Origin of the sequence: Streptomyces sp. PA03-3a, assembly GCF_033792735.1 — a bacterium.
Classification (GTDB): Bacteria; Actinomycetota; Actinomycetes; order Streptomycetales; family Streptomycetaceae; genus Actinacidiphila.
The window spans coordinates 95,106-121,712 of sequence record NZ_JARAVM010000016.1 but is presented as its reverse complement, the minus strand read 5'-3'; the positions used below and the strand labels follow the sequence as shown (position 1 = coordinate 121,712).

Annotated in this window: 22 protein-coding genes; 18 read left to right on the top strand and 4 right to left on the bottom strand. The window is 71.7% G+C overall.

The features are described from left to right. Nucleotides 1-139 precede the first annotated feature (139 nt). The 10 genes from PV342_RS20820 to PV342_RS20775 all read left to right on the top strand — a co-directional run bounded on the left by PV342_RS20820 (nucleotide 140) and on the right by PV342_RS20775 (nucleotide 16,171). Complete coding sequence (locus PV342_RS20820; protein WP_500318273.1) at nucleotides 140-1,765, top strand: serine/threonine-protein kinase; 1,626 nt, start codon at nucleotides 140-142, stop codon at nucleotides 1,763-1,765. Continuing rightward, nucleotides 1,762-2,562, top strand: a complete 801-nt coding sequence (locus PV342_RS20815; RefSeq protein ID WP_500318271.1) for a hypothetical protein — start codon at nucleotides 1,762-1,764, stop codon at nucleotides 2,560-2,562. Before PV342_RS20820 ends, PV342_RS20815 begins: the two co-directional genes overlap by 4 nt. 437 nt (nucleotides 2,563-2,999) lie before the next feature. Continuing rightward, entirely contained in the window at nucleotides 3,000-5,603 is a 2,604-nt protein-coding gene (locus PV342_RS20810; protein WP_500318348.1) for a Pls/PosA family non-ribosomal peptide synthetase, read from the top strand. A gap of 31 nt (nucleotides 5,604-5,634) precedes the next feature. Beyond that, a complete protein-coding gene (locus tag PV342_RS20805) occupies nucleotides 5,635-8,889 on the top strand; it encodes a non-ribosomal peptide synthetase (RefSeq protein ID WP_500318269.1) in 3,255 nt (1,084 codons plus the stop codon). Then, the gene (locus PV342_RS20800) at nucleotides 8,886-9,920 is read left to right on the top strand and encodes a TauD/TfdA family dioxygenase (RefSeq protein WP_361008705.1); all 1,035 of its coding nucleotides are present in this window, start codon (nucleotides 8,886-8,888) and stop codon (nucleotides 9,918-9,920) included. The genes PV342_RS20805 and PV342_RS20800 overlap by 4 nt, the downstream gene beginning before the upstream one ends. Beyond that, nucleotides 9,917-10,987, top strand: coding sequence for a 2,3-diaminopropionate biosynthesis protein SbnB (gene sbnB / locus PV342_RS20795; protein ID WP_500318266.1), 1,071 nt, complete (start codon nucleotides 9,917-9,919; stop codon nucleotides 10,985-10,987). The genes PV342_RS20800 and sbnB overlap by 4 nt, the downstream gene beginning before the upstream one ends. Nucleotides 10,988-11,213: 226 nt before the next feature. After that, entirely contained in the window at nucleotides 11,214-12,314 is a 1,101-nt protein-coding gene (gene sbnA, locus PV342_RS20790; protein WP_018560762.1) for a 2,3-diaminopropionate biosynthesis protein SbnA, read from the top strand. 208 nt (nucleotides 12,315-12,522) lie between these two features. Further along, complete coding sequence (locus tag PV342_RS20785) at nucleotides 12,523-12,717, top strand: hypothetical protein (protein ID WP_500318264.1); 195 nt, start codon at nucleotides 12,523-12,525, stop codon at nucleotides 12,715-12,717. A 98-nt stretch (nucleotides 12,718-12,815) separates the two neighbouring features. Continuing rightward, the gene (locus PV342_RS20780; RefSeq protein WP_500318262.1) at nucleotides 12,816-14,216 is read left to right on the top strand and encodes a phosphoinositide-specific phospholipase C-related protein; all 1,401 of its coding nucleotides are present in this window, start codon (nucleotides 12,816-12,818) and stop codon (nucleotides 14,214-14,216) included. A 2-nt stretch (nucleotides 14,217-14,218) separates the two neighbouring features. Next, entirely contained in the window at nucleotides 14,219-16,171 is a 1,953-nt protein-coding gene (locus PV342_RS20775) for a glycoside hydrolase family 5 protein (RefSeq protein ID WP_500318261.1), read from the top strand. Nucleotides 16,172-16,232: 61 nt separating this feature from the next. On the opposite strand, the gene PV342_RS20770 is transcribed toward PV342_RS20775, so the two are convergent. Continuing rightward, a complete protein-coding gene (locus tag PV342_RS20770; RefSeq protein ID WP_500318259.1) occupies nucleotides 16,233-17,672 on the bottom strand; it encodes a cellulose binding domain-containing protein in 1,440 nt (479 codons plus the stop codon). A gap of 238 nt (nucleotides 17,673-17,910) precedes the next feature. Here PV342_RS20770 and PV342_RS20765 point away from each other — a divergent pair, with 238 nt between their 5' ends. From PV342_RS20765 to PV342_RS20735, 7 genes are all read left to right on the top strand, one after another. Further along, entirely contained in the window at nucleotides 17,911-18,753 is an 843-nt protein-coding gene (locus PV342_RS20765) for a GntR family transcriptional regulator (RefSeq protein WP_500318257.1), read from the top strand. A gap of 99 nt (nucleotides 18,754-18,852) precedes the next feature. Beyond that, the gene (locus PV342_RS20760) at nucleotides 18,853-19,455 is read left to right on the top strand and encodes a DUF4328 domain-containing protein (RefSeq protein WP_500318255.1); all 603 of its coding nucleotides are present in this window, start codon (nucleotides 18,853-18,855) and stop codon (nucleotides 19,453-19,455) included. Between the two features lie 14 nt (nucleotides 19,456-19,469). Then, nucleotides 19,470-20,201 (top strand): hypothetical protein, encoded by a 732-nt coding sequence (locus PV342_RS20755; protein WP_018560767.1) that lies wholly within the window; start codon nucleotides 19,470-19,472, stop codon nucleotides 20,199-20,201. 21 nt (nucleotides 20,202-20,222) lie between these two features. Next, the gene (locus tag PV342_RS20750) at nucleotides 20,223-20,681 is read left to right on the top strand and encodes a DUF5959 family protein (RefSeq protein WP_500318253.1); all 459 of its coding nucleotides are present in this window, start codon (nucleotides 20,223-20,225) and stop codon (nucleotides 20,679-20,681) included. After that, a complete protein-coding gene (locus tag PV342_RS20745; RefSeq protein WP_500318351.1) occupies nucleotides 20,609-20,857 on the top strand; it encodes a hypothetical protein in 249 nt (82 codons plus the stop codon). Before PV342_RS20750 ends, PV342_RS20745 begins: the two co-directional genes overlap by 73 nt. 837 nt (nucleotides 20,858-21,694) lie before the next feature. After that, complete coding sequence (locus PV342_RS20740; RefSeq protein ID WP_361008687.1) at nucleotides 21,695-22,033, top strand: MerR family transcriptional regulator; 339 nt, start codon at nucleotides 21,695-21,697, stop codon at nucleotides 22,031-22,033. 574 nt (nucleotides 22,034-22,607) lie between these two features. Then, on the top strand, nucleotides 22,608-22,946 hold the full coding sequence (locus PV342_RS20735; RefSeq protein ID WP_361008685.1) for a YciI family protein: 339 nt from the start codon (nucleotides 22,608-22,610) through the stop codon (nucleotides 22,944-22,946). On the opposite strand, the gene PV342_RS20730 is transcribed toward PV342_RS20735, so the two are convergent. Continuing rightward, nucleotides 22,924-23,331 (bottom strand): hypothetical protein, encoded by a 408-nt coding sequence (locus PV342_RS20730; RefSeq protein ID WP_400803442.1) that lies wholly within the window; start codon nucleotides 23,329-23,331, stop codon nucleotides 22,924-22,926. The two genes, PV342_RS20735 and PV342_RS20730, sit on opposite strands and share 23 nt — an antisense overlap. 170 nt (nucleotides 23,332-23,501) lie before the next feature. Between PV342_RS20730 and sigJ the strand changes: the two genes are divergently transcribed. Next, nucleotides 23,502-24,452, top strand: a complete 951-nt coding sequence (gene sigJ, locus PV342_RS20725; protein WP_500318250.1) for an RNA polymerase sigma factor SigJ — start codon at nucleotides 23,502-23,504, stop codon at nucleotides 24,450-24,452. Nucleotides 24,453-24,461: 9 nt separating this feature from the next. Here sigJ and PV342_RS20720 read toward each other — a convergent pair whose 3' ends face one another. Beyond that, nucleotides 24,462-24,821 (bottom strand): nuclear transport factor 2 family protein, encoded by a 360-nt coding sequence (locus PV342_RS20720; RefSeq protein ID WP_500318248.1) that lies wholly within the window; start codon nucleotides 24,819-24,821, stop codon nucleotides 24,462-24,464. A gap of 76 nt (nucleotides 24,822-24,897) precedes the next feature. Then, nucleotides 24,898-26,541: a M4 family metallopeptidase gene (locus PV342_RS20715; RefSeq protein ID WP_500318246.1), complete on the bottom strand. Its 1,644-nt coding sequence runs from the start codon at nucleotides 26,539-26,541 to the stop codon at nucleotides 24,898-24,900. Nucleotides 26,542-26,607: the final 66 nt, after the last annotated feature.

Below are 26,607 nucleotides of genomic sequence, written 5' to 3'. Positions count from 1 at the left end.
CCCCGTAGTACGGACGGTCGGCGGGGGGTGTTCAGCCGGGTGGGGGGTTCCCCGGGAACCGGTCGCGGAGGAATCGTGTCTGTTGAGGAGAAGTCGACGCGGTCGCCGGCACCGCGCCACGTTCAGGGGGGACAACTCAATGAGCGGCTGGAGGGCTCCCGGGTACACCGAGACCAGAGAGCTGGGCTCGGGCGGCAGCGGTCGTGTGGTGCTCGCGTCCCATGACGCCACGTCAGCGCCCGTCGCGATCAAGTACCTGAGCGACGAACTCCGGGCCGATCCGGAGTTCCTCCAGGAGTTCCGCGCCGAGGCACAGTTGCTGGGAGGTCTCGATACACCGTATGTCGTCAGTCTGTACGAGTACGTGGAGGGTCCCCAGGGTGCCGCGATCGTCATGGAGCTGGTCGACGGCTTACCGCTGAGGACGCTTCTCCGACAGGAAGGAGCGACCGGACCCGAGGCAGCCCTGGTGGTGCTCAAGGGGTCGTTGCTCGGCCTCGGCGCCGCCCACCGCACCGGAGTGGTGCACCGCGACTACAAACCGGAGAACGTGCTGGTCGCGGCGGACGGATCGTCGAAGCTGGTCGACTTCGGCATCGCCTTGCGCAGCGGGTCCAAAGGGTCCGTGGCGGGAACGCCCGCCTACATGGCCCCCGAGCAGTGGGACGGGCGTGCGGCGTCGCCCGCGACGGACGTGTACGCGGCGACGGCGACGTTCTACGAGTGTCTCACCGGCAGCAAGCCCTTCCGGGGCGACAACTTCGCCGAACTGGCCGTACAGCACATCGAGGCCCCGGTGCCGGTAGAGAGGGCTCCGGAGGCGGTACGCGGCCTGATCCTCCGCGGAATGGCGAAGGACCCGCAGGAGCGTCCCACCGACGCCGAGGCGTTCGTCGCGGAACTGGAGGTGATCGCGGGAGCGGCCTACGGAAGCGACTGGGAGGAGCGAGGGCAGCGCAGGCTCGCCGCGCTCGCGGCGCTGTTGCCGCTGCTCTTCCCTTCTGCGGGACCGGCGCCGGGGACGGCCGACCTGGCCACCACCCTGGTCCGCGGCGGCGCGCGGCGCCTGACACGTCAGGGCATGCTCGCCGCGGTGGGCGGACTGATCGTCGCCGGACTGCTGACCTTCGCCGCGGTGGCCTCGGGCGAGGCCCCACGGCAGACGACCGCCAACTGGACAGGGGAAACGACGAGAGCGACTCCGCGCGGCACCTCCGCCACGCCGGGGACGGCGGCTCCACCGGGCAGTCCCTCGCCCGGTGCGACGAGTGCGTCGCCCTCGCAGACGGAGAGCAGCCCGGCAGCCACCGGGCCCACCGCCGTCACCACGCCGACAGCGCCGACCGCGCCGACACCGACCACGACGGTCTCGGCCACGGCTTCCGCGTCCGTGACGACCACGCCGCCGGCGTCGCCCTCCACGTCACCGACACCGCCGGTGAGCGTGAGCGACGTCTCCGTGACCTCGCTCGCCCAGACGGGTGTATTCAGCGCCGCGGCCACGATCCAGGTGCGCACCAGCGACGCACGCCCGGTGACCGTCACGGTCGCCTGGTACACGAGTGACGCGAAGGGGGAGCGCGGCACCGCCGACGGCGCGCAGACCTTCACCCGCAGCGGCTCGACGTCCTACACCTTCACCGCCGACCACACGTTCCCGCGGGGCAGCGGCTGTTGGTTCGGAGCACTCGCCACCACCGGGCCGGCGGCGGCCAACGGCCAGTCGTTCCAGCAGATCCTCACCCGCGGCTGCGTGATCACGTGAACGGGTCGCCCGGTCTTCCGCCGGAGGAGACGGACCGCACGGACCGCACCCTCCACCTCGGCCCCGCGGACGCACCGCCGGCTGAAGCGGCACCACGGGACGCCTCGCCCCACGACCCCGAACCCGTACGGGCGGCGGCCGACCCCGAGTACAGCGCCACCGTCCTCGCCGAGCACTGGGCGCCGTCCACACTGCCGACGGCACGACTCGAACCCACGGTCAGCGCCGAAGGGGGGGTACCGACGGTGAAGGCGGGCCCCACCGTCGTCCTCCCGGACCGGGTCGAGGGCGACGTGATGCGGTTCGGGCCCGGTGTCACACCGGCCGCGGCGGCCCGTGCGAACATCGCCGCCGAGGTCTGGCGGGGCCTGATCACCCCGCCCCCGCCGCCGAGTCCGGCAGGCCGCAGGTGGCCGCGGCGGTACGCACTGGCCGCGACGGTGCTGGCGGCGGTGCTGCTCTTCCTCGCCTGGCAGCGCTTCGGCCCGGGCCTCGCGGTGCGGGGGGTGACGGTGACCGCCTCCCCGTCGGCGCCCCCCTGCGACACCACCGTCGACCTCGTCGCGGTGGTCACGACCAACGGCCGCCCGGGCACTATCGGTTACCGATGGCTACGCAACGACGGCACCTCCTCCGACGTGCTGTACGAGGAGGTTCCCCGCGGCCGCCACGAGGCCCGGCTGCACCTGCTGTGGACCTTCCGCGGTCAGGGCACGTACCGGGCGCAGGCGGAACTGCGCATCACCACCCCCGGCCACCGCGCCGTCACCACGGGTTTCACATACGACTGCCGGTGACCACCGGGCCCGCCCGCGCCGTCTGGGCGCGGGCGGGCCCGGCCATATGACGAGGCTTCAGCGAATACCCGTCGCCTTTTAACTCTCTTGACCGGGACGACCACTCTCGGTAGCGCTTATCGCATCCCCGCGACTTTCCCGCAACCTTTCGAATCGATGGTTTTTCCGGCTTTCCGGAACGGTACTCGTCGATTCGTCGCGCCTTCGCGAGCATTTGCGCAGTCCGGGGTCGCGACATGCCACTTCGATCATCTTCGAGTGGCAGTCCGAACGAGGACGGCGGAGACTACGAGGAGCGACATATGGTTGTATGGCGAGAGAAGAGCTCACGACCGCATGGCTTCCGGATTACTCGCTCCGGCCCAGCCGGGGCGCGAGGGACACCGGGTACCGGCCTTACCGGCCGCCCGTGGTCGACTTTTCCTCAAGGAGCTCACATCGTGGAAAAATCTGCAGAGGTCCTGGCGTCGGATCCCGCTTCGGATCCCGATGAATCTTCAACCACCGGGCGTCCCCACGCCGCCCCGGCCGACGGCACGGAAAGGATTCTCGCCGACATTCTGGCGGGCGTCGTGCACACGGACCGGGTGTCGGTCGACAGCCATTTCTTCACGGAGATGGGTGCCGACTCCCTGGTGATGGCGCATTTCTGCGCCCGGGTGCGGAAGCACCAGGATCTGCCGTCGGTGTCGATGAAGGACATCTACCGGTATCCGACGATCAGAAGCCTCGCGGCGGCCTTCGCGGACGCCGCGCCGGCCGCCGCCCAGGCCCCCGCCGCGGCGTCGGCCCTCGCCGACGTGCCGGTCCCGGAAGCGATCGAGGCGGCTGCCGCGAGGGGCACACCGCGCTATGTGCTCTGCGGTGTGCTGCAGGCCCTGTTCTTCCTGGGCTACTCGTACCTGGCCGCGCTCGTGGTGATGAGCGGCGCGGAGTGGATATCCGCCGGCACGAGCCCCTTCGACATGTACCTGCGGTCCGTGGCGTTCGGCGCCGCGGCCCTGGCCGGCCTCTGTGCCCTGCCCATCGCGGGCAAGTGGCTCCTGGTCGGACGGTGGAAGCCGCAGGAGATCCGCATCTGGAGCCTGGCGTACTTCCGCTTCTGGTGCGTGCGGACCCTCATCCGGGCGAACCCCATGGTCCTGTTCGTCGGTTCACCGCTGTACGTGCTGTACCTGCGGGCGCTGGGCGCGCGAATAGGCCGCGGCGTGGCCGTCTTCTCCAAGCACGTCCCGGTCTGCACCGACCTGCTGACCATCGGCGACGGCACGGTGATCCGCAAGGACTCGTACTTCTCCTGCTACCGCGGCCACTCGGGTGCGATCCAGACCGGCCCGGTCACCCTCGGCAAGGACGTGCTGATCGGTGAGGTGACGGTGCTCGACATCGGCACCTCCATGGGAGACGGCGCCCAACTCGGCCACGCCTCCTCGCTCCACACCGGCCAGACCGTCCCCGCCGGCGAGCGCTGGCACGGCTCCCCCGCGCAGCCGGGCGCGGCGGACTACCGCGTGGTCGCCCCCGTGCAGTTCGGCAGGAGCCGCCGCGTCACCTACTGCCTGACGCAGTTGCTGATCCTCGTGTGCGTCTCGGTCCCGCTCGCCGTCGGCGGGGTGGCGATCCTGCTCGCGGCGGTCCCGCGGCTGGCCTCCCTGCTGGAGCCGGGCCCGATGGCCCTGACGACGTGGACCTTCTACGGCGACGCCCTGGCCGTCTCCTTCGCGCTCTTCTGCGGGGCGCTGCTGATCGGCCTGCTGCTCGTCGTCACCGTGCCGCGACTGCTGCACCCGCTCGTGAAGCCCGACACGGTCCACCCGCTCTACGGGTTCCGCTACGGGGTCCACCGGAGCATCGGCTTCCTCACCAACCGCAAGTTCTTCCGCGTCCTGTTCGGCGACAGTTCCGCCGTCGTGCACTACCTGCGCGCCATCGGATACGACCTGTCGCCGGTGGAACAGACCGGCTCGAACTTCGGCACCGAGGTGAAGCACGAGAATCCGTTCCTGAGCAAGGTCGGCAGCGGCACCATGGTCGCCGACGGACTGTCCATCATGAATGCCGACTACTCGAGCACCTCTTTCCGCGTCACCCGGACGGCGATAGGCCCGCAGAACTTCCTGGGCAACCACATCGCCTATCCGCCCCAGGGCAGGACGGGCGAGAACTGCCTGCTGGCCACGAAGGTCATGGTCCCCGTCGAGGGACCGGTCCGGGAGAACGTCGGGCTGCTGGGCTCGCCCAGCTTCGAGATCCCCCGCACGGTGGACCGGGACAGCAGGTTCGACCACCTGAAGGACGGCGACGCGTTCCGGCGCCTGCTGTCGGACAAGAACAAGCACAACACCGGCACCGCGGTGCTGCATCTGATGCTGCAGTGGCTGCTGCTCTTCCTGGTCGCGCTGACGGCTTCCTGCGCCGCCGACTTCTACCCCACGTACGGCGTCGCCGCACTGGCCGTCGCGAACGTCGTGGTCATGGTCGTCACCGTCGCCTACATCGTGCTCGGCGAGCGCATCGTCACCAGGTTCCGCGGTCTGCGTCCGCTGTACTGCTCGATCTACGACCTCGACTTCTGGCGGCACGAACGCTACTGGAAGGTGACGGCCGCGACCGAGTACCTGAACGTCCTCAACGGCACCCCGTACAAGAACGTCGTCTGGCGTCTGCTCGGCGTGCGCATCGGGCGCCGGGTCTTCGACGACGGCCTCTTCCTCCCGGAGCGCTCCCTGGCCGCCATCGGTGACGACTGCACGCTCAACGCGGGCACCGTGATCCAGAGCCACTCGCAGGAGGACGGCGCCTTCAAGTCCGACCACAGCACGCTGGGTGCCGGCTGCACCCTCGGGGTCGCCGCCCTCGTCCACTACGGCGTGACCGTCGGCGACGGCGTCGTGATCGCACCGGACTCCTTCGTGATGAAGGGCGAGGAACTCCCCGCGCACGCCCGGTGGGGCGGCAACCCCGCCCGGGAGATGCCCGAGAACCCGAAGACCCCCGACAGCGGCGGCGATCGCGCCACCGCGCTGATCAGCGGTGTGTAGCCCCGTGGAAACCGCGAGTGGAGGCAGTTCGATGGACATGGCAGTGCACGCCGGACGGGAGTTCTGGCGCGGAGTGCTCGCCGAGGGCGGGTTCACCGCGATCCCCCGCTGGACTTCCGAGCCGGTCCCCGGCGCCGCCGAGCACGTGGTGGCGGTCCCCGACGGCCTCACGGCGTCCGTGCGCCGTGTGGCGGACGAGGTCGCCGTCCCGCTGGGCTCGGTGCTGCTGGCCGCGCACGCCAAGGTGCTGGCCGCGCTCTGCGGCGAGACCGACGTCGTGACCGGTTACGTCGCCGCGGGCGGCGCGGTGCTGCCGTGCCGGCTGCCGGCGGGCCCCGGTTCGTGGCGGTCCCTGCTGCTGGACGCGCACGGCGCCGAGTCGCGGGTACTGGCCTTCCAGGACTACCCGGTCGACGCGCTCCGCAAGGAACTCGACCTGACCGAGCCGCTCTTCGAGACGGTCTTCGACCTGTCCGGCGGCGGTGTCGAGCTCACCCCCGGCACCGTGCTGTGGGTCGGTGCCTCGGACCGCGACGGACGCCTGTCGCTGCGGCTGCGCTACGCCACCGACGTCATGGACGAGGACGCCGCGGCCCGTGTCGCCGGCTACCACGTGGCGGCGCTGGCGCGGATCGCCGCCGACCTGGACGCCGAGCACACCCGCAAGAGCCTGCTGTCGGCCGAGGAGAGCCGGCTGCAGCTCAGCGGGATGGCCGGGCCGCACAGGAAGCTGCCGGACCAGCGGATGCACGAGCTGTTCGAGGAGCGGGTCCGGGCTCACCCGGAGGCGGTCGCCGCCGTCCACGGGGACCGCCAGTGGACGTACGGCGACCTCAACGCCCGCGCGAACCGCCTGGCCCACGCCCTCCTGGCGCGCGGTCTGGAGCGCGAGGGCGTCGTCGCGGTGGTCACCGAGCGGAACCTGGACTGGCTCGCGTCCGTGCTGGCGGTCTTCAAGGCCGGAGGTGCCTACCTGCCGATCGAGCCGCACTTCCCGGCCGGCCGTATCAGGAACACCCTGACCCGCGCCGAGTGCCGCCTGGTGCTGACCGAGCGCGGCAGCACCGCCACCCTGGACGAGGCCCTGTCCGCGCTCCCCGAGGTGCAGCGGCTGCCGGTCGAGGACGCCTACGCGGAGGACCACCCGAGCGAGGACCCGCGCGTGGCCGTCGCCCGCGACCAGCTGGCGTACATCTACTTCACGTCCGGGTCGACCGGGGAGCCCAAGGGCGCGATGTGCGAGCACGCGGGCTTCCTCAACCACCTCTACGCCAAGATCGACGACCTCGGCATCGGTGAGGGGCAGGTGGTGGCGCAGACCGCCCCGCAGTGCTTCGACATCTCGCTGTGGCAGCTGGTCTCGGCGCTGCTCGTCGGCGGACGCACCCTGCTGGTGGAGCAGGAGACGATCCTGGACGCCGACCGCTTCCTCGACAAGGTCGTCGAGGGACGGGCGAACGTCGTCCAGCTCGTCCCCTCCTACCTGGACGTCGTGCTGTCCGCACTGGAGCGGCAGCCGCGCGAACTGCCGGACCTGCGCTGCGTGTCGGTGACCGGCGAGGCCCTGAAGAAGGACCTCATCGGGCGCTGGTTCGCCGCCCGGCCCGGTGTGAAGCTGGTCAACGCCTACGGGCTGACCGAGACCAGCGACGACACCAACCACGCGGTGATGGACCGGGTCCCGGACACCGACTGGGTGCCGCTGGGCCGGCCCGTCAACAACGTCCGCGTGTACGTCGTCGACGAGCACCTGTCCCCGGTGCCGCTGGGCGCGCCGGGTCTGGTCGTCTTCTCCGGCGTCTGCGTGGGCCGCGGCTACATCAACGACCCCGAGCGCACCCGCCAGACGTACCTGACCGACCCCCACCGGTCCGGTGAGCGGCTGTACCGAGGCGGCGACTACGGTCGCTGGCACCCGGACGGCACGCTGGAGTTCCTCGGCCGCAAGGACCACCAGGTCAAGATCCGCGGTTTCCGCATCGAGATCGGCGAGATCGAGAACACCCTGGTCCATGCGCCGGGCGTGCGCGACGGCGCGGTCGTCGTCAGCGAGGACGGCAGCCAGCTGGTCGCCTTCTACTCGGGCCCCGCGCCCGTCGCGGCGGACACGCTGCGCGAACACCTGGCGGCCTCCCTGCCCGCCTACATGGTGCCCGCGGCCTTCCACTGGAGGGAGAGCCTGCCGCTGACCGCCAACAGCAAGATCGACCGCAAGGCCCTGACGGCGCTGGCCGCCGAGGAGGGCTCCGAGCGGGACTCCGCGGAGCCGGACGGGCAGGCCCCCGCCACACCCGCCGAGCTGCGCCTGGCGAAGGCGTGGTCGACGGTGCTCGGCATCCCGCAGGAGCGGATCGGGCGCCGGGACCACTTCTTCGACCGCGGCGGCACCTCCCTGTCGGCCGTGCGGCTGGCGATCCTGCTGGACCGCGCGATCTCCCTCAAGGACGTCACCGCCCACCCCGTCCTCGCCGACCTCGCCGAGGTCGTCGACGGCCGGACGGCGGCCCGGCCCGGACTGCTGCAGGCCCTGTCGGAGCCGGACGGCGAGCCGCACGGCGCCCTGGTGTGCTTCCCGTACGCCGGAGGCAACGCGGTGAACTTCCGGCCGCTGGCCGCGGCCCTGCGGCCCGCGGGCTGCGCGGTCTACGCCGTCGAACTGCCCGGCCACGACCCGGCCGCCCGCCACGAGGCGTTCGCCCCGATGGCGCAGGTGGCCGACGCGGTGGTCGAGGAGATCGCCGGCCGCGGACTGTCCCGGATCCTGCTGTGGGGCCACTCCTCGGGCACCGCCCTCGCGGTGGAGACCGCCCGGCGGCTGCAGGAGCGGGGCGTCGAGGTCCAGCGCGTGTTCCTCGGCGCGCAGCTGCTCGGCGACTCCGCCGGGCGGCGCGCCGCGGCCGAGGCGCTGTCCGGCCGCAGCGACGCCGAGATCGCCGCCGAGCTGAGCGGCGACGGGGGTTACGGCCAGCTCGCCGAGCTGGACAGGACGCGTGCCGAGCACGTCGCCGCCGCCTACCGCCACGACTGCGTGGCGGCCCACCGATACTTCGCCGACGCCCTCGACTCCGCACCGCCGGTGCGGCTGTCCGCGCCGGTCACCGTGGTCGTCGCCGCCGACGACCCGTACACGGCGGACCACTCCCGCCGGTACCGCGAATGGCGGCTGCTGGCCGAGCACGTCGATCTGTACGAGCTCGCCCGCGGCGGCCACCACTTCCCCCGCACCTGCCCGGACGAGGTGGCGCAGGCGGTCCTGCGCGCCGCCGAACTCCTGGCCTCCCCATGAACGCGAACCGAGAGGAGACGCAGTTGTCGACCTCAGCTTCCCCTCCGTCCCTGCTCGACCTCGAGCTGCGGCCCGGCTCACCCCCGATCCTGCGCACCGGGGCCGTCGAGGACCCGGCGGGCTGGGCCGACGGATACCGCGCCGCGCTGCGCGCGGTCGTCGCCGAGCACGGCTCGGTCCTGATCCGCGGCCTCGGCCTGACCGCCGCGGACAAGGCCGCAGGCGTCGTCCGGCGGCTGGCCGGCCGGCTGACCGCCGAGAAGGAGGCCTTCGCGTCCCGGCAGACCTACGCCGAGGGCCTGTACTCCTCCTCCAACTGGCCGCCCAACCAGCCGATGTGCATGCACCACGAACTGAGCTACCGGCTCGAGTTCCCCGGCATGATGATGTTCGCCTGTCTGACCGCGCCGGAGAAGGGCGGGGCGACGGCGGTGGCCGACGCACCGGCCGTGCTCGAGGCACTGCCGCCCGAGCTGGTCCAGCGCTTCGAGCGCGAGGGCTGGCTGCTCACCCGCAGCTACAACGACGAGATCGGGGCGACCGTCGCCGAGGCCTTCGGCACCGACGACCGTTCCGCCGTCGAGGACTACTGCCGCGCCAACGCCATCGCCTTCGAGTGGCAGCCGGACGGGGCCCTGCGCACCCGCCAGCGGCGCAGTGCCGTCGTCCGCCACCCGGTCACGGGCCGGCGCTGCTGGTTCAACCAGATCGCGTTCCTCAACGAATGGACGATGGACCCCGAGGTGCACGAGTACCTCGTGGACATGTACGGCGCCGAGGGCCTGCCGTTCAACACCCGCTTCGGCGACGGCGACCCGATCGGCGCGGACGTCGTCCAGCTGCTCAACACCGTCTACGAGGCGAACACCGCCCGCGAGCCGTGGCAGACGGGCGACCTGATGCTCGTCGACAACATCCGCACCGCTCACAGCCGCGAGGCCTACGAGGGCTCCCGTGAAGTGCTGGTCGGCATGGCCGACGCGGTGCGCCTGGCCGACTGCTCCCCGACCGTCGAGGTGACGACCGCATGACCAGCAACCGCTCCGCCGCCCAGGGTTCCGCGCCCTCCGGGTCGCTCACCGTACCGCCGTTCGCGGTGGTGCCCGGTGTCCAGGTCCAGCGTGCCCTGCACGGGCGCGAGAAGCAGATCACGGAGTTGGTGGAGACCACCTACCGGCTGCACTCCGCCGGTGACTCGGTGAACCCGCCGTCGTACTTCCTGCGGTTCCCCGACCGTCCCACCGCCCGGATCATCGCCCTGCCGGCCTCGATCGGCGGCGAGGTACGCGTGGACGGCCTGAAGTGGATCTCCAGCTTCCCGGAGAACGTGGCGGCGGGGATCCCCCGCGCCTCGGCGGTGCTCATCCTCAACGACCATGACACGGGCTACCCGATGGCGTGCCTGGAGAGCTCCATCATCAGCGCCACCAGGACGGCGGCGATGGCGGCCCTGGCCGCCGACCGGCTGAGCCGCCCGGACCGGCGGCCCCGGCGCGTGGGGTTCTTCGGGACGGGGCTGATCGCCCGCTACATCCACACCTACCTGGTGGGCACGGGCTGGCACTTCGACGAGGTCGGCGTGCACGACCTGTCGGCCGAGAGCGCCAAGGGCTTCCGCGGCTACGTCGAGCAGACGGGCGCCCCGGGACGCGTCACCGTGTACGAGAACCCCGAGCAGCTCGTCCGGGAGAGCGACCTGGTGGTCTTCGCCACCGTCGCGGGCCGGCCCCACGTGGGGGACATGACCTGGTTCGGGCACAAGCCGCTCGTGCTGCACATGTCGCTGCGGGACCTCACGCCGGAGATCGTGCTCGGCTCGACCAACGTGGTCGACGACGTCGAGCACTGCCTGAAGGCGGACACGTCGCCGCACCTGGCGGAGCAGCAGACCGGCACCCGCGACTTCCTGGCCGGCACGCTGGACGACGTGATCGCCGGCCGGGTGGCGCTCCGCGAGGACCGGCCCGTGGTGTTCTCGCCCTTCGGCCTCGGGGTCCTCGACCTCGCGGTCGGCAAGTACGTCTACGACGAGGTGGCGCGTTCCGGCGAGCTGCAGGTCGTCGACGACTTCTTCCACGAAATGCGCCGGTACGGATGAACGGCCGCGACCCCGCCCCCACGACACCGGGCCCCCGGACCTGGGCCCGGGCCCCCGACGCCGGGACGGGCACCACGGCGACCGACCACAAGGAGCCGCATGCGGAAGTACCTCCGGGAAAGACCAACGGTCCAGCCACGCAAGCTCATCAGTGCAGGACACAGCGGCCGCTGACGCGCTGCTCCCCCGTCTGGACGGGACAGGCGCTGCAGATGAGGAGGCCATCGTGACAGTCATATCCGTTCCCCAGGCCTTCAACGAGGAACAGCTCTTCGTCGACCTCGAGTCGATCTTCGGGCAGTCGCTCTTCCTCAAGTGCGAGGGCTTCAACTTCGCCGGTTCGATCAAGCTCAAAGCCGCGACCGAGATGGTGGAGACCGCCGAGCGGGAGGGGATCCTGACTCCGGAGTCGATCCTGGTCGAGTCCTCGTCCGGCAATCTGGGCGTGGCACTGAGCATGATCGCCGCCAGCAAGGGCTACCGGTTCCTGTGCGTCACCGACGCACGGTGCAACCTGTCGACCAGGCTGCTGATGAAGGCCCTGGGCAGCCAGGTGCACATCATCTCCGGGCCGGACGCCCACGGCGGCTACCTCGGCGCGCGGCTGGACTTCGTCCGCGCGCTCTGCGCCTCGGACGACCGGTACGTGTGGCTCAGCCAGTACACGAACCCGGGCAACTGGCGGGCGCACTACCGGACGACCGCTCCGGAGATCGCGCGGCAGTTCCCCGAGGTCGACGTCGTGTTCGTCGGGGCCGGCACCACGGGGACGCTGATGGGCTGCGCCCGCTGGTTCCGCGAGTGGTCCCGGCCGGTCAAGGTCGTCGCGGTGGACAGCGTCGGTTCCGTGACGTTCGGCGGGGCGCCCGGCCGCCGGATGATCCCCGGACTGGGCATGAGCGTCCATCCGCCGCTGCTCGACGAGTCCTTCGTGGACGAGGTCGTCCTGGTCGAGGAGGCGGACACCATCCGCGCCTGCCACCGGCTGGCCCGGCGCGGCTTCCTGTTCGGCGGCTCGACGGGCACCGTGGTCAGCGGCGCGACGAGCTGGCTCGAGAAGAACGGGGCGCCCGGCCTCACGTCGGTGGCGATCGCGCCGGACCTCGGCGAGCGCTACCTCGACACGATCTACCAGAGCAACTGGCTGCAGGACCTGTACGGCGAGGACGTCCTCGAACCAGACGAACGGGCCGACACCTCCTGGGCCGACCCCGCGTGGGCGGCGGCGGCCGAGGCCGCCTGGGCCGCGGCGTCCTCCGCGTCCGCGGCGGCCCCCGCCGAACCGGCGACGACGCCGTCGGTCTCCCCCGACGGTCAACTGCACTGACGGCCGGGCGGCGACGCCGCCCCCCGTCGACACATGCTGCTGCGGCGGTCATCGACCGCCGCAGCAGCACGTCCGCGTGCGGGCGAGCACCGACTGAGTAGTTCCGCCGATCGGGCTTGAGCACGCGTACTCATCCCCGCCCGGGTGCGCCCCCGTACCCTCGTGAGCAGGATCGACGACGACACCTGGGACCGAGGGGGGACCTACGATGATCCGACGCACCGCCGCCGCTCTGGCACTGTCCGCCGCCACCGTGCTGATCGCCGCGGGAGCGGTCGCCGCGGCGGACCAGGGGTCCGAGGCCCGAACGGGGGCCTGGGCAGGGCCTGGCGTCGTCAAGGCCTGGGTCGGGCCCGGCGCCGTCGAAGCCTGGGTCGGGCCCGGCGCCGTCACCGAAGCCTGAGGCGGCACGGGCGCGGCGCTCGCTCCGCGGGACGGACGGGCCCTGAGGGGCCCGACACGCCCTTTCACGGCAAGCGTTACCGGTGGTATGTCATGCGCATGACTACCATCCGGAGCAGTCGCTCCGTCTCCCTCCCCCGCGCCGGCGCGGTGGCCGCAGCCGTGGCGGCCGCGGTCCTGGCCGCCGCGGTGCCCGGGCACCCCGCCGGGGCCGCGGCCGTCGCCGCGCCCGGCGGCACCTTCTTCGTACAGAGCGCCGTGAACGGCCTCAACGCCTCCGACAGCGGCGGCACCGTGGCCCTGCACCGGCCCAAGGGTAACGAGGACCGCCAGCAGTGGACGGCCGTCGCCGTGCCCGGGGGCCAGGAATTACGCAGCACCGACGACGCCGGCCGCTGCCTCGGGCGCTCCGGCACCGACGCGGCGATCGTGGCGTGCGGCGGCGCGAGCGCGGCGTGGGAGATCACGGCGGCCGGCGACGGCACATACGCCCTGGGCGTGCCGGGCGCCGCGGAGCGCCTGACGCTGGGCGAGGTGCCGAGCGGGGGCGTGTATCCCGAGCGTCCGCGCGTGGGCGCCGCGGGCCCGCTGTCCCGGTGGTACCTCACGCCCACCTCGCTCCCCCGGGCCGCCATGCCGCCCGCCGACGGACGCACCTTGGACCAGGTCACCTTCCTGACCGCGCACAACGCGTACGCCAACGGCGTCGACGGCGGCTTCGCCCCGCCCTTCGTGAACCTCTTCCCCAACCAGTCGCGCGGCATCTCGCAGCAACTGGGCGACGGTGTCCGCGGCTTCATGATGGACATCCACCAGACCCCGGACGGCGCGATCCTCTGCCACAACAGCTGCACGCTGGTCAGCCGCCCCGTCGCCCTCTGGGTGGACCTGCAGCGGATGGTCGACTTCCTCCGGCAGCACCCGGGGCAGTTCGTCACCGTCTTCCTGGAGGACTACGTCTCCCCCGAGGTGCTGCGCTCCGAACTCTCCCGGGTGAACGGCCTGTACGACATCCTCTACCGGCCGGACCAGGACGGCGTGCGCGAGCACGGCTGGCCCACCATGGCCGGACTGGCCGCGCGCGGCAAGCAGTTGATGATCTTCAGCGACAGGACCCGCGGCTCCGACGCCGGACTGAAGCGCGACAGCTTCGGCGTGCTGTACCAGCAGGAGTGGACGGTGGAGAACTACTGGTCGATGGGCTCCGGCGCGAGCACCTCCGACTGGTCCTGCTACAGCCGCTGGTACGGCGGCGGGGTCAACGTGCCGCTCACCCGCGAGGAATCCGGCTTCCGCCCGCTCTTCGTCATGAACCACTTCCGGGACACGACCCTCGCCGGCACCGCGTCCACCGACAACGGCAAGCTGCTCAACCGCGTCCAGAACTTCTGCGAGCCCGCGGCACGCAAGAAGCCGACGTACGTGGCCGTCGACCGCTACGACCTCGGTTCGCCGATGACCGCGGTCGACCAGCTCACCACCTACACCGTGGTGCCGTAGCCATGGCCGCGACGTTTTCGCACCGGCCCCTCACGGCCGTGGCCGCCGCGCTCGTCACCCTCCTCGGCCCGCTCACCCCCACGACGGGGTTCGCGCAGGACCGCGGAGCCACGGGCCCCGCCGCCCCCGCGGCGCGCGCCGCGCCGGCCACCGCGCTCGCCGCGTCCTGGACCCCGCCGCTCAGCACCCGCGGGCGGTACGTCGTCGACGCCGACGGCAACCGCTTCAAGCTCAAGTCCGGCAACTGGCACGGCGCCAGCGGCACCTGGAACGGCTCGGGCGATCCCGCCGACCCGGCGAACCACCACGCAGGCGAGGACTCCGGCCGCACACCTCTCGGCCTGGACCGGGCGCCGATCGCCGAGATCCTCTCCGGCTTCGCCGAACTCGGCGTCAACAGCGTCCGGCTGCCCTTCTCCAACGAGATGATCCACGACTCCGTGCCCGTCACGGACGACGCCGTGGCCGCCAACCCCCAACTGCGCGGCAGGACGCCGCTGCAGGTGTACGACGCCGTCGTCACCGCCCTCACCGGCGCGGGCTTCGCCGTCGTCCTCAACAACCACACCAACACCACCCGCTGGTGCTGCGGCGTGGACGGAAACGAACGCTGGAACGCCTCGCAGTCCACCGCCACCTGGGAGGACGACTGGCTGTCCATGGTCCGCCGCTACCGCGACAACAAGCGTGTCGTCGGCGCCGACCTCTACAACGAGGTGCGCCGCTCGGTGTGGGACGACCCCGACTGGGGCCTCGGCGACGGCCACGACTGGTTCGCCGCCTCGCAGCACCTGGGCGACCGCATCCTCCAGGAGGCCAACCCCGACCTGCTCGTGATCGTCGAGGGCATCAACTGGACGGGCCTGCCCGTCGACGGCCTCCCCCACGACCGCCCCACCCTGGAGCCCGTCCAGCGCCTGTCCCACACCCTCGTACGGTCCGGGAAGCTGGTGTACTCCGCGCACTTCTACGGCTACACCGGCCCGCGGCACAGCGGCGCGACGGGGATCGGCGAGACCCACGACCCGCGCTACAGCGACCTCGGCCGCGAAGAGCTGTTCGCGGAGCTGCGGCGGCAGGCCTTCTACGTGTCCTCGGACACCGGACGGCACTACACCGCGCCGCTGTGGATCAGCGAGTTCGGCGTCGGCGGCCGGGAGGAGACGAACGAGCAAACCCGCGCCTGGTTCGCGAACTTCACCGACTTCCTCGTCGAGACCGACACCGACTTCGCGTACTGGCCGCTGGTCGGACTGCACGAGAACCGGCGGGGCAACGGCTGGGCGCTGCTGCACTGGGACTCCGCCGGTCACCGCATGGGCCTGTACGACGGCGACGACTGGCGGGCCGACGCCTGGTCCCGGCTGGTCGGCAGCCCGGGCCGCAGCGGGTACGTGGCCCCCGTCGCCCGCTGGTCGATGCTCGCCCCGGACCACGGGGACGTCGTGCAGAGCCTGCGCCTGCGCGCCCGCCCCGACTGGGACTCCGGGGCGCGCAAGGCCGCCTGCCCTGACGGGCAGCGGCTGATCGGACTGGCCCACACCGGCAACCGCGGTCTGTGCACCGACACCGGCGCCGGGGACCTGTGGGCCTCCTCCGGGGCGTACCAGGTCGTCACCGACGAGCGGTACGTGCCTTCCGGAGGCGACTGGGCGTCGGGCTACACCAAGTTCCAGTGCCCGGCCGGCTCGTTCCTCGTGGGCTACGCGGTCCGCGGCACCGCCGTGTCCAGCGCGCTGTGCGCCACCGCGGGCACGGCCCTGGGCGGTGTCGGGCGCACCGTGTGGTTCGACCGGGGCGACAACCGTCCCGCGTCGGGCGCGGGCGGGGACTTCGCGTACGGCGGGTACAAGGGCCAGTGCGCGGACGGCGAGTACGCCGCGGGCATCGCCTGGACCGGCCGCTTCGGCTCCTCCCGGACGCCGGACGCGCTGTACTGCCGGTCGCTTCCGTAGGGGCGGTCCGTGCCGCCGCCCACCGCGCCCCTGTGGCGGTGGGCGGCGGCACGGGGCCCGGTCAGCTGCCGGGGACGGTGTCGGTGAAGGCGGTGCCCGCGGTGCGGTAGGCGGCCACCTTGGCGGCGACCTGGGCCGGGGTCAGCACCTGGTCCTTGACGAAGTAGACGTAGTCCACCTGCTGGTTGTACGAGCGCGGGGTGCTGCCCGTCTGGCCGGTGAGGTCGATCAGCCAGTGGTTGAAGTCGATCCACTGGCTGGTCTCCGGCAGGTAGGGCTCGCCGTGGGAGCCGAAGACCTGGCCGTCGATGTAGTAGGTGATGGCGCTGTTGTCGATGGTGATCTGCAGGTCGTGCCACCCCTCGTAGCTCTGGCGGCTCTCCGAGTGGGTGTTGACCGCGTTCCACGGGTCCGGGTTGTAGGTCTCCCAGGACGTCGTGTACATGATGTTGCTCGGCTCGCCCCAGCCGCCGTTGGGCAGGTACTCGAAGTCCTGCTCGCTGTAGTTCGGGTCCATCGGGGCGTTGAGCGGGGTGAATGCGAAGAACGTCTGGACGACGTGGTCGCCGTCGGGGCCGCCGGTCGGCGTGTCGTTGAAGCGCACGCGGGCGGCGTACGTCCCGTTGCGGAACTTGCGGGCGGTGGTCTGGATCTCGCTCTCCTTGGTGCCGGCGGCGGTGCCGTCGGTGGTGAGGCGGAGGTTCATGACCTTGTTGCTCCCGGTGCCCGCCACGAAGGTGACGTCCTGCGGTGACCACGTGGCGCCCGGTACGCCGGGACCGCCCTGGCCGGACTTCACGGTCCAGCCGTGGTTCTGCAGCGCGGGGTCGCTGCTGGAGGTGTAGCTGAAGTCGTCGAAGAGCGCGGGCGCGTTGGGGTCGGTCGGCGGGTCCGTGGGGGGATCGGTGGGCGGGTCCGTGGGGTCGTTGCCGGCGGGAGCGGTGCCCCAGACGACCGAGCCGCCGCGCTGCACGGTGACCTTGTCCCAGTCTGCGTACGTCGTCCGGGAGCCGTTGAAGGAGTAGTCGTCGGACTGCGTCAGACGCTGCCAGTCCGCGCGGTAGAAGCGCAGTTGCATGTCGCCGGTGTTCTGTCCCGCGGCGAGCGAACCCGCGCCGGAGGTGAAGCCGATCTCCAGGTAACGGTCGGCGGTGGCGGTGGGGTTGGCGAGGTTGCCGAACGTGCCGGTGATGTTGGCGCACCCCTTGACCGCCCAGGAGCACGCGAAGCGGTACGCGGTGGTGGAGTTGTCCGCCTTGAAGTAGTAGCGCAGGGTCACCTCGCTGAGCGGTACGGAGGAGGTGCCCCGATTGGTGATCTCGAGCCAGGGCTCGGCCTGGTCCGCGGTGGCCCCGGACGCGCTCGTCCGGTACTGCGCGGTGAGTGTGGTCGCCGCGGCCGAAGCGGGCAACGCGACGAGTCCGGCGCAGGCGAGACCCGCCGTCGTACAGGCGGCGATGGCGGTGCGGACCCGGGCGGTGGTGCGGAACGGTCCTGACATGGGGACCCCTTCCAGTCGGGTGGAGCACGTGGGGGAGGGCTTACCACTTGGCAACTGGTCTTCCACTGGTAAGGGAAGGTGGCATAGACCAGATGAGGGGTCAAGTCCCCTGACAGGAAGGGAATTCGGGGCGCCCGCACCTTATGCGAGTGCCGGAATCGCTGGAGAACTGGTCAGCAACTGGATAGCCTCGTGGGCACGGCATCCACCGCACGGCCGAGAAGAGGGGGCGGGGCGCATGACGGGTGAGGCACCGCGGTCGCCGCTGAAACGGGAACGGGTCCGCGACCACCTCCTGGAACTCGTGGAGTCACAGGCACCGGGCACCCCGATCCCGTCGGAGCGCGCCCTGTGCGAGCAACTGGACGTCTCCCGGCCCACCGTGCGCTCGGCCGTCGACGAACTGGTCACCACCGGGCTGCTCGTCCGGCGCCACGGGAGCGGCATGTTCGTCGCCCCGGCGAAGATCACCCAGGAACTCGCCCAGGGGGAGAACGCCTTCAGCCTGCCGCAGGCCTCCGGCCACTGGCTCAGCCGCGTCCTGGAGTTCGCCACGGTGCGGGCGGGTGCCCGCGTGGGCCGCAAGCTCCGGGTGTCGCCCGCCGCCGAGATCGTCTACATCGCCCGGCTCCGCCTCGTCGACGGCGAGCCGATGGCCGTCGAGTACCTGCACGTACCGGCCGAGCTGGTGCCGGGCCTGCGGGCGGCCGACATGGAGTCCGGGGACTTCTACGCCTGCCTGCGGGAGCGGCACGGCGTCCTCGTCCACGAGGCCGTCCAGTCCATCGAACCCACGGTCGCGAACGAGGAGGAGGCCCGCCTGCTGCAGGTGCCGGTGCTCTCCCCCGCGCTGCTCTTCGACCGCCTCACCAGCGATGCCGCCGGCCGCCCCGTGGAGTACGTGCACTCCCTCTACCGCGGCGACCGCTACCGCATCGTCTCCCGCCTGTCCCTCGCCGGCCCGGCGTCCGCGGGCCTGCCCGGGACCGCCGGGCACCACCCCGGCATGCCCCCCGACGAGCGCGCCGCCCCGGCCGGCACGCTCGCCCATGTGATGGGGGACGTACAGCCCCGCGGATGAGGACCCGCAACCCGTACACACGTGCGCCCCTCAGCCCCTATGATCGCTCCGCTCCCGTGTCCACCGGAGCCGCGCACGACCCGAGACAGGCCATCCACGATGTCCAGCAAGCCCCCCGACTCCCCCTTGCTCCTTGCCCGCTGCGCGCAGGTGGCGATAGCCGCGGCCGCCGTTGTCGACGTGTTCCGGGCGGTGGCCGTCCAGAACCGCCAGATCCATCCCTCAGCCGCGACCCGGCACACTTCCGGCCTCGTCTCCCAGGTCTTCGTCTACCTGATGACGATCGCGGCCGTGCTCTTCCTCGTATGGCTGGCCCGGTCCCGGCGCAATGCCCTGGTGTTGGCCCCGCAGGCCGCGCTCCCGGGCAAAGGCTGGCTGATCGGGTCGTGGTTCGTCCCCGTGCTGAACTTCTTCATGCCACGGCAGTTCGTCCTCGACATCGGACGCGCGAGTTCCCCGTCATGGAACCCGAAACGCGACTCGACACAGGTGAACCTCTGGTGGGCGGCCTGGATCGGGCACGGGGTCGTTCTCACGCTGACCACTCAGGCCGCCCCGGGCTCGCGGGCCGCGCTGGCGGTCGCCGAGGCGCTCATGCTCGCCGCGGCAGTACTGCTGTGCCTCCTCATCGAGCGCATCACCTCGCTCCAGGGCGCCGCACTCGGCGCCCCGGCTCCCCTCTCCCCCATCACGCAGGCATGAGGCAGGCTGCGACCATGACCGGCTACGACATAGTGCGGGTCTTCTGCGGACCCGCCGGCGGGCACGGCGACCGGCTCGCCGTGGTGCGTGACGGAAGCACCGTCACCGACGAACAGGAGCGCGTCGCGTTCGCCCGGCGATCGGGCTTCACCGAGACCGTGTTCGTCGACGATCCCGAGCGGGGCATCATCGACATCCGCTCCGCCGACGGCCGGCTGCCCTTCGCCGGTACCCCCTGCATGGGCGCCGCCTGGCTGCTGGACGCCCCCGAACTGATCACCCCCGCCGGCGTGGTGGGCGTCCGCCTCGACGGCGAGTTCACCTGGCTCGAGGCCAGCCCCGCCTGGGCCCCGCCCCGCACCCTGCGGCAGTACGACTCGCCCGAGGAGGTGGACGCGCTGCCCGTGCCTCCGCCCGGCGAATGGATCTACGCCTGGGCCTGGGAGGACGAGCCCGCCGGACGGGTCCGCGCCCGCGGCTTCCCGGGCCGCGGTGACGGCGTCAGGGAGGTCGAGGCCACCGGCTCGGCGGCGCTCCTGCTCACCGACCGCCTCGACCGCGCCCTCAACATCGCCCAGGGCCGCGGCTCCCAGATCCTCACCGCACCCGCACCGGACGGCCTGGTGGAACTCGGCGGCCGCGTCCACCTGGAGCGCGCCGTACCCGGCACCCCCGCCAGGACCCGCCCCGCGATCACCCTCGGCGCCCCCTCGTCCCGCCGCCGTATCCACCTGCTGGACCTCTGACGGATTGACGGGGAACCGGCGGTGGATCTCGTCTCCCTGACCGAGGGCGAGAGCGTTCTCCTCGTCCGCGTGCCGGGGCGGCACATGCCCGGTGTGCTGCCCTGGCACGGGTTCCTGGACGCGGCAATCACCGTGAGGAGCGGCTCCGGACGACCTGGCCCCTGGTCCGAGGCCGTGGCGACGCCGGCCGCCGGGGCGGACGCCCGGTGGACGGACGACGGGCGCAACCCTGGGATCCGGTTCGAACACGCCGGGGAAGGCAGCTCCGGGCTCTGCCGATGCGCCCGCCGGGCTCATCCAGCACAGCTCCTTGGGGTTGCGCTCGGACTCCTGGTTCATCATTCGAGGTGGCCGAGTGGCCCGTCGGATGCAGTCTCCGGCCCGCACTCGGAGATTCCCTGGCCCCCATGGCCGACCGGTCGCGGAGCAGCGCATGGCAGCACGTCGCAGGGGTCGCGCCCCTCGAGGAGCTGCCGATGATGGCCGCGCACGCGCTCGCCGATGGCGACGACTCACCCGCGCTCCGGGAGCTCGCCGGACTGTCGCGCCGCGACGATCCCGCTGAGATCCGTGAGCTGTACGACCGGGCCCTGAGCGAACTCGGCATCACGCGGGCGCGTGCTCCTCGGCCTGGCACAGGAGCTCGTCCGCGGTGAGCCGACCGCGGTCGAGGTGGCGAACGAGCCCTTCGAGACCGCGGCCCGCACACCGGAGGAGACGGACTTCCTCGCCACCGCTGCCGTGTACAGCAAGGGTCCGCTCCCCGCGCCTCTGCCCGACGCGAGGCCGATTCCCTCACCGTTGCACTGCGGAAAATCTATGGTGGCCAGAGTAGACATTGGGCGCGGGTGTCGTTATGGTTTCTCCTGTAGCCCAGAGAGACAGAAGGGCCTGGCAGAGACGAACTGCCGGTCAGCAGTACCCGCGGTACAGCTAGTTGCAGTGTGCAGGACGGTGCGGTGGTGGAGTTGCGTAGCCAGAGTGGTCGCAGGACGGCGAACGGGACTGACGGCCGAACCGGGTGGCCCGCAGTGATCAGGGGCCGCCACGAGCTGTACCGCAGTTGACGCAGTAGTACTCAGCAGCGAAGGCAAGTGAGCAGCACCCTGGTGAAGGCGTCGGCTGCGGGCGCACGCATCGGGCAGTTCGGCAGTGGGATTCCAAGACTGCCGAAAGTGGCGCTCCGCTAGGCCACTCGCAGGTCGCATCACCGGCAGTACACAGTTGATCACTGAGGGAAGAACGGAGGAGCCGAGCACCATCAGGATCGCCCGGGCCGACATCTTGGGCCCGGGTACCGCAGGACATCGATAGTGAGGTGGTCTCCGGTCAAGCAATCGCGATCCCCGCAACCCCGACAGCCTTTCGGTCGGGTCGGCGGACACAGAAAGCCGGCAAAGTACCAGGGCCGGCAGATGGTGTGACAGCTCCTTCGGGGCCCGGGTGCCAGTACGGCATCCGGGCCCCTCAACGCGTTCCATGAGAGAGGTTCAATGACAGCAGACGATTCGTACGGCCGTCTCGACGACGACGACTACCCCGCCTACACCATGGGCCGGGCTGCCGAAATCCTCGGGACCACCCAGGGCTTCCTCCGAGCAATCGGTGAAGCCCGCCTCATCACCCCGCTCCGCTCCGCCGGCGGCCACCGCCGCTACTCCCGTTACCAATTGCGCATCGCCGCCCGCGCCCGCGAGCTCGTCGATCAGGGCACCGCCATCGAAGCCGCGTGCCGCATCATCATCCTCGAAGACCAACTCGAAGAAGCCCGGCGCATCAACGCCGAGTACCGCCGCGCCGCCGGACCGCCGAACCCGCCTACCGAGACCTGAGACGATGGGGCCAGGGTCTGCCACGTGCGCTTCGAGGCCGTCACCCGCGATTGCCGGCCATGCGGCGTGCCACGCACTGGCGAGCTCGGCGAACCGCTCGCCGAAATGTGAACGGGAGACACCGGACTGGGCTGGATGGGTTCAGGCCGCACAAGCCCAGTCAGCTTCATAAACCAGCTCGCGGGGCTCCTGCAGGGTCACGGCACGATCAGCCTTCCGCCGGGGCTGGCGGATTGGGCGGGTCCGCCGCCACGTGCCCATGCGTACGGCCGCTTCGGCGCCAACCCTGTGCGGCATGCACCAGGACGGCATCGATGCCGCGCCGTGTCCGTGGGTGCCGAAGTGGGGCGACGCCTGCCTGGGGCGCCAAGGCGGTGGACCTCATCGACGACCGCCGGCCGATGGACGCGCGGGGCGAGAAGTACGAACGCCCACTGTTCCCACCTCCGCCCGGTTCTGACTGGCCGCCGCTCCAGACACGTCCCGGAAATGTGTTCGAACGCCGGTCCGGCGGAAGGCACGCCCCGTAGGGTGAGAGGCGGCCGATGGCGGCCGACGACCGAGGGAGTCACGCATGACCCGGTATCTGATCTCGTTCGACGACGGCGCGATGACCTTCCCCGAGGAGGATCTGCCCGAGGTGGCCGAGGCCTCGCTCAAGGTGGTGCGCAAGGCCCGGGACGCCGGTGTGTGGGTCTTCGGCGGCGGACTGCAGAGCCAGCGGGCGAGCGTCGTGTCCACCGACGGGACGGTCACCGACGGCCCGTACCCGGAGACCAAGGCGGTGCTCGGCGGGTTCGCGGTCATCGACGTGCCCTCACGTGAGAACGCGCTGGAGTGGGCCGCCGAGCTCGCCGCCGCGTGCCGCTGTGCGCAGGAGGTCCGGGAGATCATGCCCGACCCGACCGACTGACCGAGGACGACGCCCCTCGGGCGCCCACGGCCAGCGCCAGCACGCTGAGCCCGAACATCAGGACGCCCAGGGGGACATGGAACGACGGCACGTGCGCGATGCCCAGCACCACCTGGACCGAGGCGAGGACGAGGAAGCCGGAGGCGTACAGGATGGGGCGGGGCGATCCGCCGCCCGGTCGCCACGCGAGGATCGCCGCGAGCACGTACAGCATCGACGCGGCGTACATCACGCGCGCTCCCGCACTGTGCAGCACCTCGCCGTGCGACGAGGACAGCAGCACTCCGGCGGTGACGGCCTGGAAGAAGATCGCCGAGGTCTGCAGGGCGACCGCGATCCGGAGGAACGTGAGGCTGCGGTGCTCTGCCGTTGTGACTGTGGCCATGACGCGGTCCCTCTTCTGTCGCGCGGCGGCGGATCGCTACCGTCCCCTCACTCCGACGAACCGGGCCCGTGGACTGTCAGGCCGAACACCGGCCTGACGAACGGGGGCCGTGTTCCGTCGAAGGGGCGAGAGCGCAGGCGGACGGGACGGACCAGGGAGCGGACGCGGCCATGAGCACCCCATCGAAGCCAGAGCGGTACGGGTCCGAGCCGGACCTGAGCGCGGTCGTCGGCGAGCGCCGTCATCTGATCAACCTCGCCTACCGGCTGCTCGGTTCGCTGGCCGAGGCCGAGGACGCCGTACAGGAGACCTACGCCCGCTGGTACGCGATGTCGCGGCAGCAGCAGGAGGCCATCGAGTCTCCCGGCGCCTGGCTGACGACGGTGGCCGGCCGCGTCTGCCTCGACCTCCTCGGCTCGGCTCGCGTCCGGCGCGAGCGCTACGTCGGTTCCTGGATACCCGAGCCGCTGCCGGACCGCTCGGAGTGGACGGGCGGCCAGGCCGGCGGCGGGGCGGAGTCGGCCGACCCCGTCGACCGGGTCACCCTGGACGAGTCCGTGACGATGGCCTTCCTCGTCGTGCTGGAGTCGATGACGCCGGCCGAGCGCGTGGCCTTCGTGCTGCACGACGTCTTCCGGTACCCCTTCCCGGAGGTGGCCGGGATCGTCGGCCGGACGCCCGCGGCCTGCCGGCAACTGGCGTACTCGGCGCGCCGGAGGGTTCGCGCCGCGCAGGGCCCGGCGGTACCGGCGGCCGGGCAGGCCGGTGTGGTGCGGCACTTCAAGGAGGCGTGGGAGGCCGGGGACATCAGGGCCCTCGTCGGCCTCCTCGACCCGGACGCCACGATGGCCGCCGACGGCGGCGGCCTGGCCGGCGCCGTCCTGCGCCCGGTGGAGGGCGGCGAGCGCATCGCCGGGTACCTGATCCACATGGCCGGCAGGACCCCGGGCCTGACGCTGCTGGAGCGCACGGTCAACGGCCGGCCCGGCCTGGTCGCCCGGCACGCCGGGGTGACCGTGACGGTGGCGGCGTTCGATGTAACGGGCGGCCGCGTCTCCCGCATCTGGGCGGTCCGCAACCCGGACAAGCTCCGGCCGTGGACGGAGAGCGGCTCGGCCTGACGGCGCCGCTCAGGCGACGTCCGCGCTGCCCTCGCGGTAGACCTTGGCCCAGGCGATGCGGCCCTCCCGGAGCTCGTAGAACGCGGCGATCGGGCAGGTGCGGCGGTCGCCGCGGTAGGTGAGGGTCTCGGTCATCCGGCAGGCCGCGCGGTCGCCTTCGGCGATGAGGTCGTGGACCTCCAGGGTGGGAAGCAGCCCGCGCATCGCCTCGTCGAAGAGCGCGGTGAGTTCCGCGCGGCCACGCACCGTGGTGGTGCCGGTGATCCACACGGCGTCGTCGGTGAAGCCGGCCAGGAGCGCGTCCAGGTCGCGGGCGTTGAAGGCCCCTACGTGCGCGCGTATCGCCGCTACGGCGTTGGTGGTGGTCACGGGTACCAGTCTGGCACCGCCCCGGGGGACCGGCCGGGCCGTGGCCGGTCCCCCGGGGCCGTGGATCGGCCCGGCGTCAGTTGACGCTGACGGCGGACCAGGCGGCCGCCACGGCGTTGTACTCGGCGCTCGAGGCGCCGTAGAGGTCGGTGGCGGCCTTGAGGGTGGCGGTGCGGGCGCCCGCGTAGTTGGTGCCGGAGGTCATGTGGACCGTGAGCGCGCGGTACCAGATCTTGCCGAGCTTGTCGCGGCCGATGCCGCCCACGGTGGAGCCGTTGCAGGTGGGGCTGTTGTAGCTGACGTCGCCCACGGTCTTGGCGCCGCTGCCCTCGGCGAGCAGGTAGGCGAAGTGGTTGGCCACACCGGAGGAGTAGTGGACGTCGAGGTTGCCGACGCCGGAGCTCCAGCAGTCGGCGGAGCTGCCGTCCTTGGAGGGCTTGTCCATGAAGCGCAGCGCGGGCCGGCCGAAGCCGGACTTCACGATGCGCTCGCCGATGAGGTAGTCGCCGGTGTCGGAGGAGTTGCCGGCGTACCACTCGACCAGGGTCCCGAAGATGTCCGAGGTGGCCTCGTTGAGGCCGCCGGACTCCCCGGAGTAGGTGAGGGCCGCGGTGCGCGAGGTGACGCCGTGCGACATCTCGTGCCCTGCGACGTCGAGGGCGACCAGCGGACCGAAGGTGGTGCCGTCGCCGTCGCCGTAGGTCATGCAGAAGCAGCTGTCGTCCCAGAAGGCGTTGTTGTAGTTGCTGCCGTAGTGGACGCGGTTGTACGAGCCCTTGCCGTCGCCGGCGATGCCGCTGCGGCCGTGGACGGTCTTGTAGTAGTCCCAGGTCTCGTTGGTGCCGTACTGGGCGTCGACGGCGGCCGTCGCGCGGTCGGCGGTGGTGCCGGTGCCCCAGTGGTTGTCGGCGTCGGTGAAGAGAACCGCGGGGGCCCGGGAGAAGCAGATGCCGAAGATGCACAGGTCGGTCTTGTTCTGCGCGTCGCCGGTGTAGGTGTCGCCGCGGGTGGCGTCCTTCAGCTGGTAGGTGCTGCCGCTGAGGGTGGTCTCCAGGGAGACGGTTCCGCCGTAGAGGGACTTGCCGTCCCCGGTGGCGGTCTCCAGGGCGTCCCAGGCGTCGATCCGGGCACCGGTTCGGGCGTCGGTGAGGACGACGCGGGCGGCCGGGTTGCCGAGGCTGTCGAGGCCGACGGCGGTGGTGCGCCAGGCCAGGCGGGGCGCGCCGTGCAGTGCGTCGACGATGAGCTGCGGCTTGGCCTTGGCCTGCCGGAACGATGTCCCGCGGTGGGCGGAACGCAGTGCCGCCAGCCCCTTGTCGGCGGCGGTGGCGGCCTTCACGGACGGGGTGGTGCTCGCCACGGCCAGGTCGGAGCGGGTGGCCCGCTCGGCGCCCTCGTAGGTGCCGCCCGGTGCGAGGTGGACGACGAGGTCGCCGCCGAGGACGGGCAGTCCGCGGTAGGTCCGGTCGTAGCGGATGTGCTGGGCGCCGTCCGCGTCGGTGATGACGTCGCGGACGGTCCGGCCCTGCGCGGCGGTGACGGCGAGTCGGGTCGCGTGGGTGGTGACGGCGGCGTCGGCGCGGGCGACGCCGGTGGCGCGGGAGGGGAGGTCGCGGCCGGACGCGGACGCCGCGGAGGGTGTCAGGAGGGCGGCGGTGACGGCGGTCGCGGCCAGCGCCGCGGATATGGCGGTCGCGGCACGTCTGGTGCTGGGCTGCATCGTGCTCCTCTGGTGGGGGGCGTGCGCGGTCCCCGCATCTGCGTCCGGCCACGGTGGGGCGGGCCC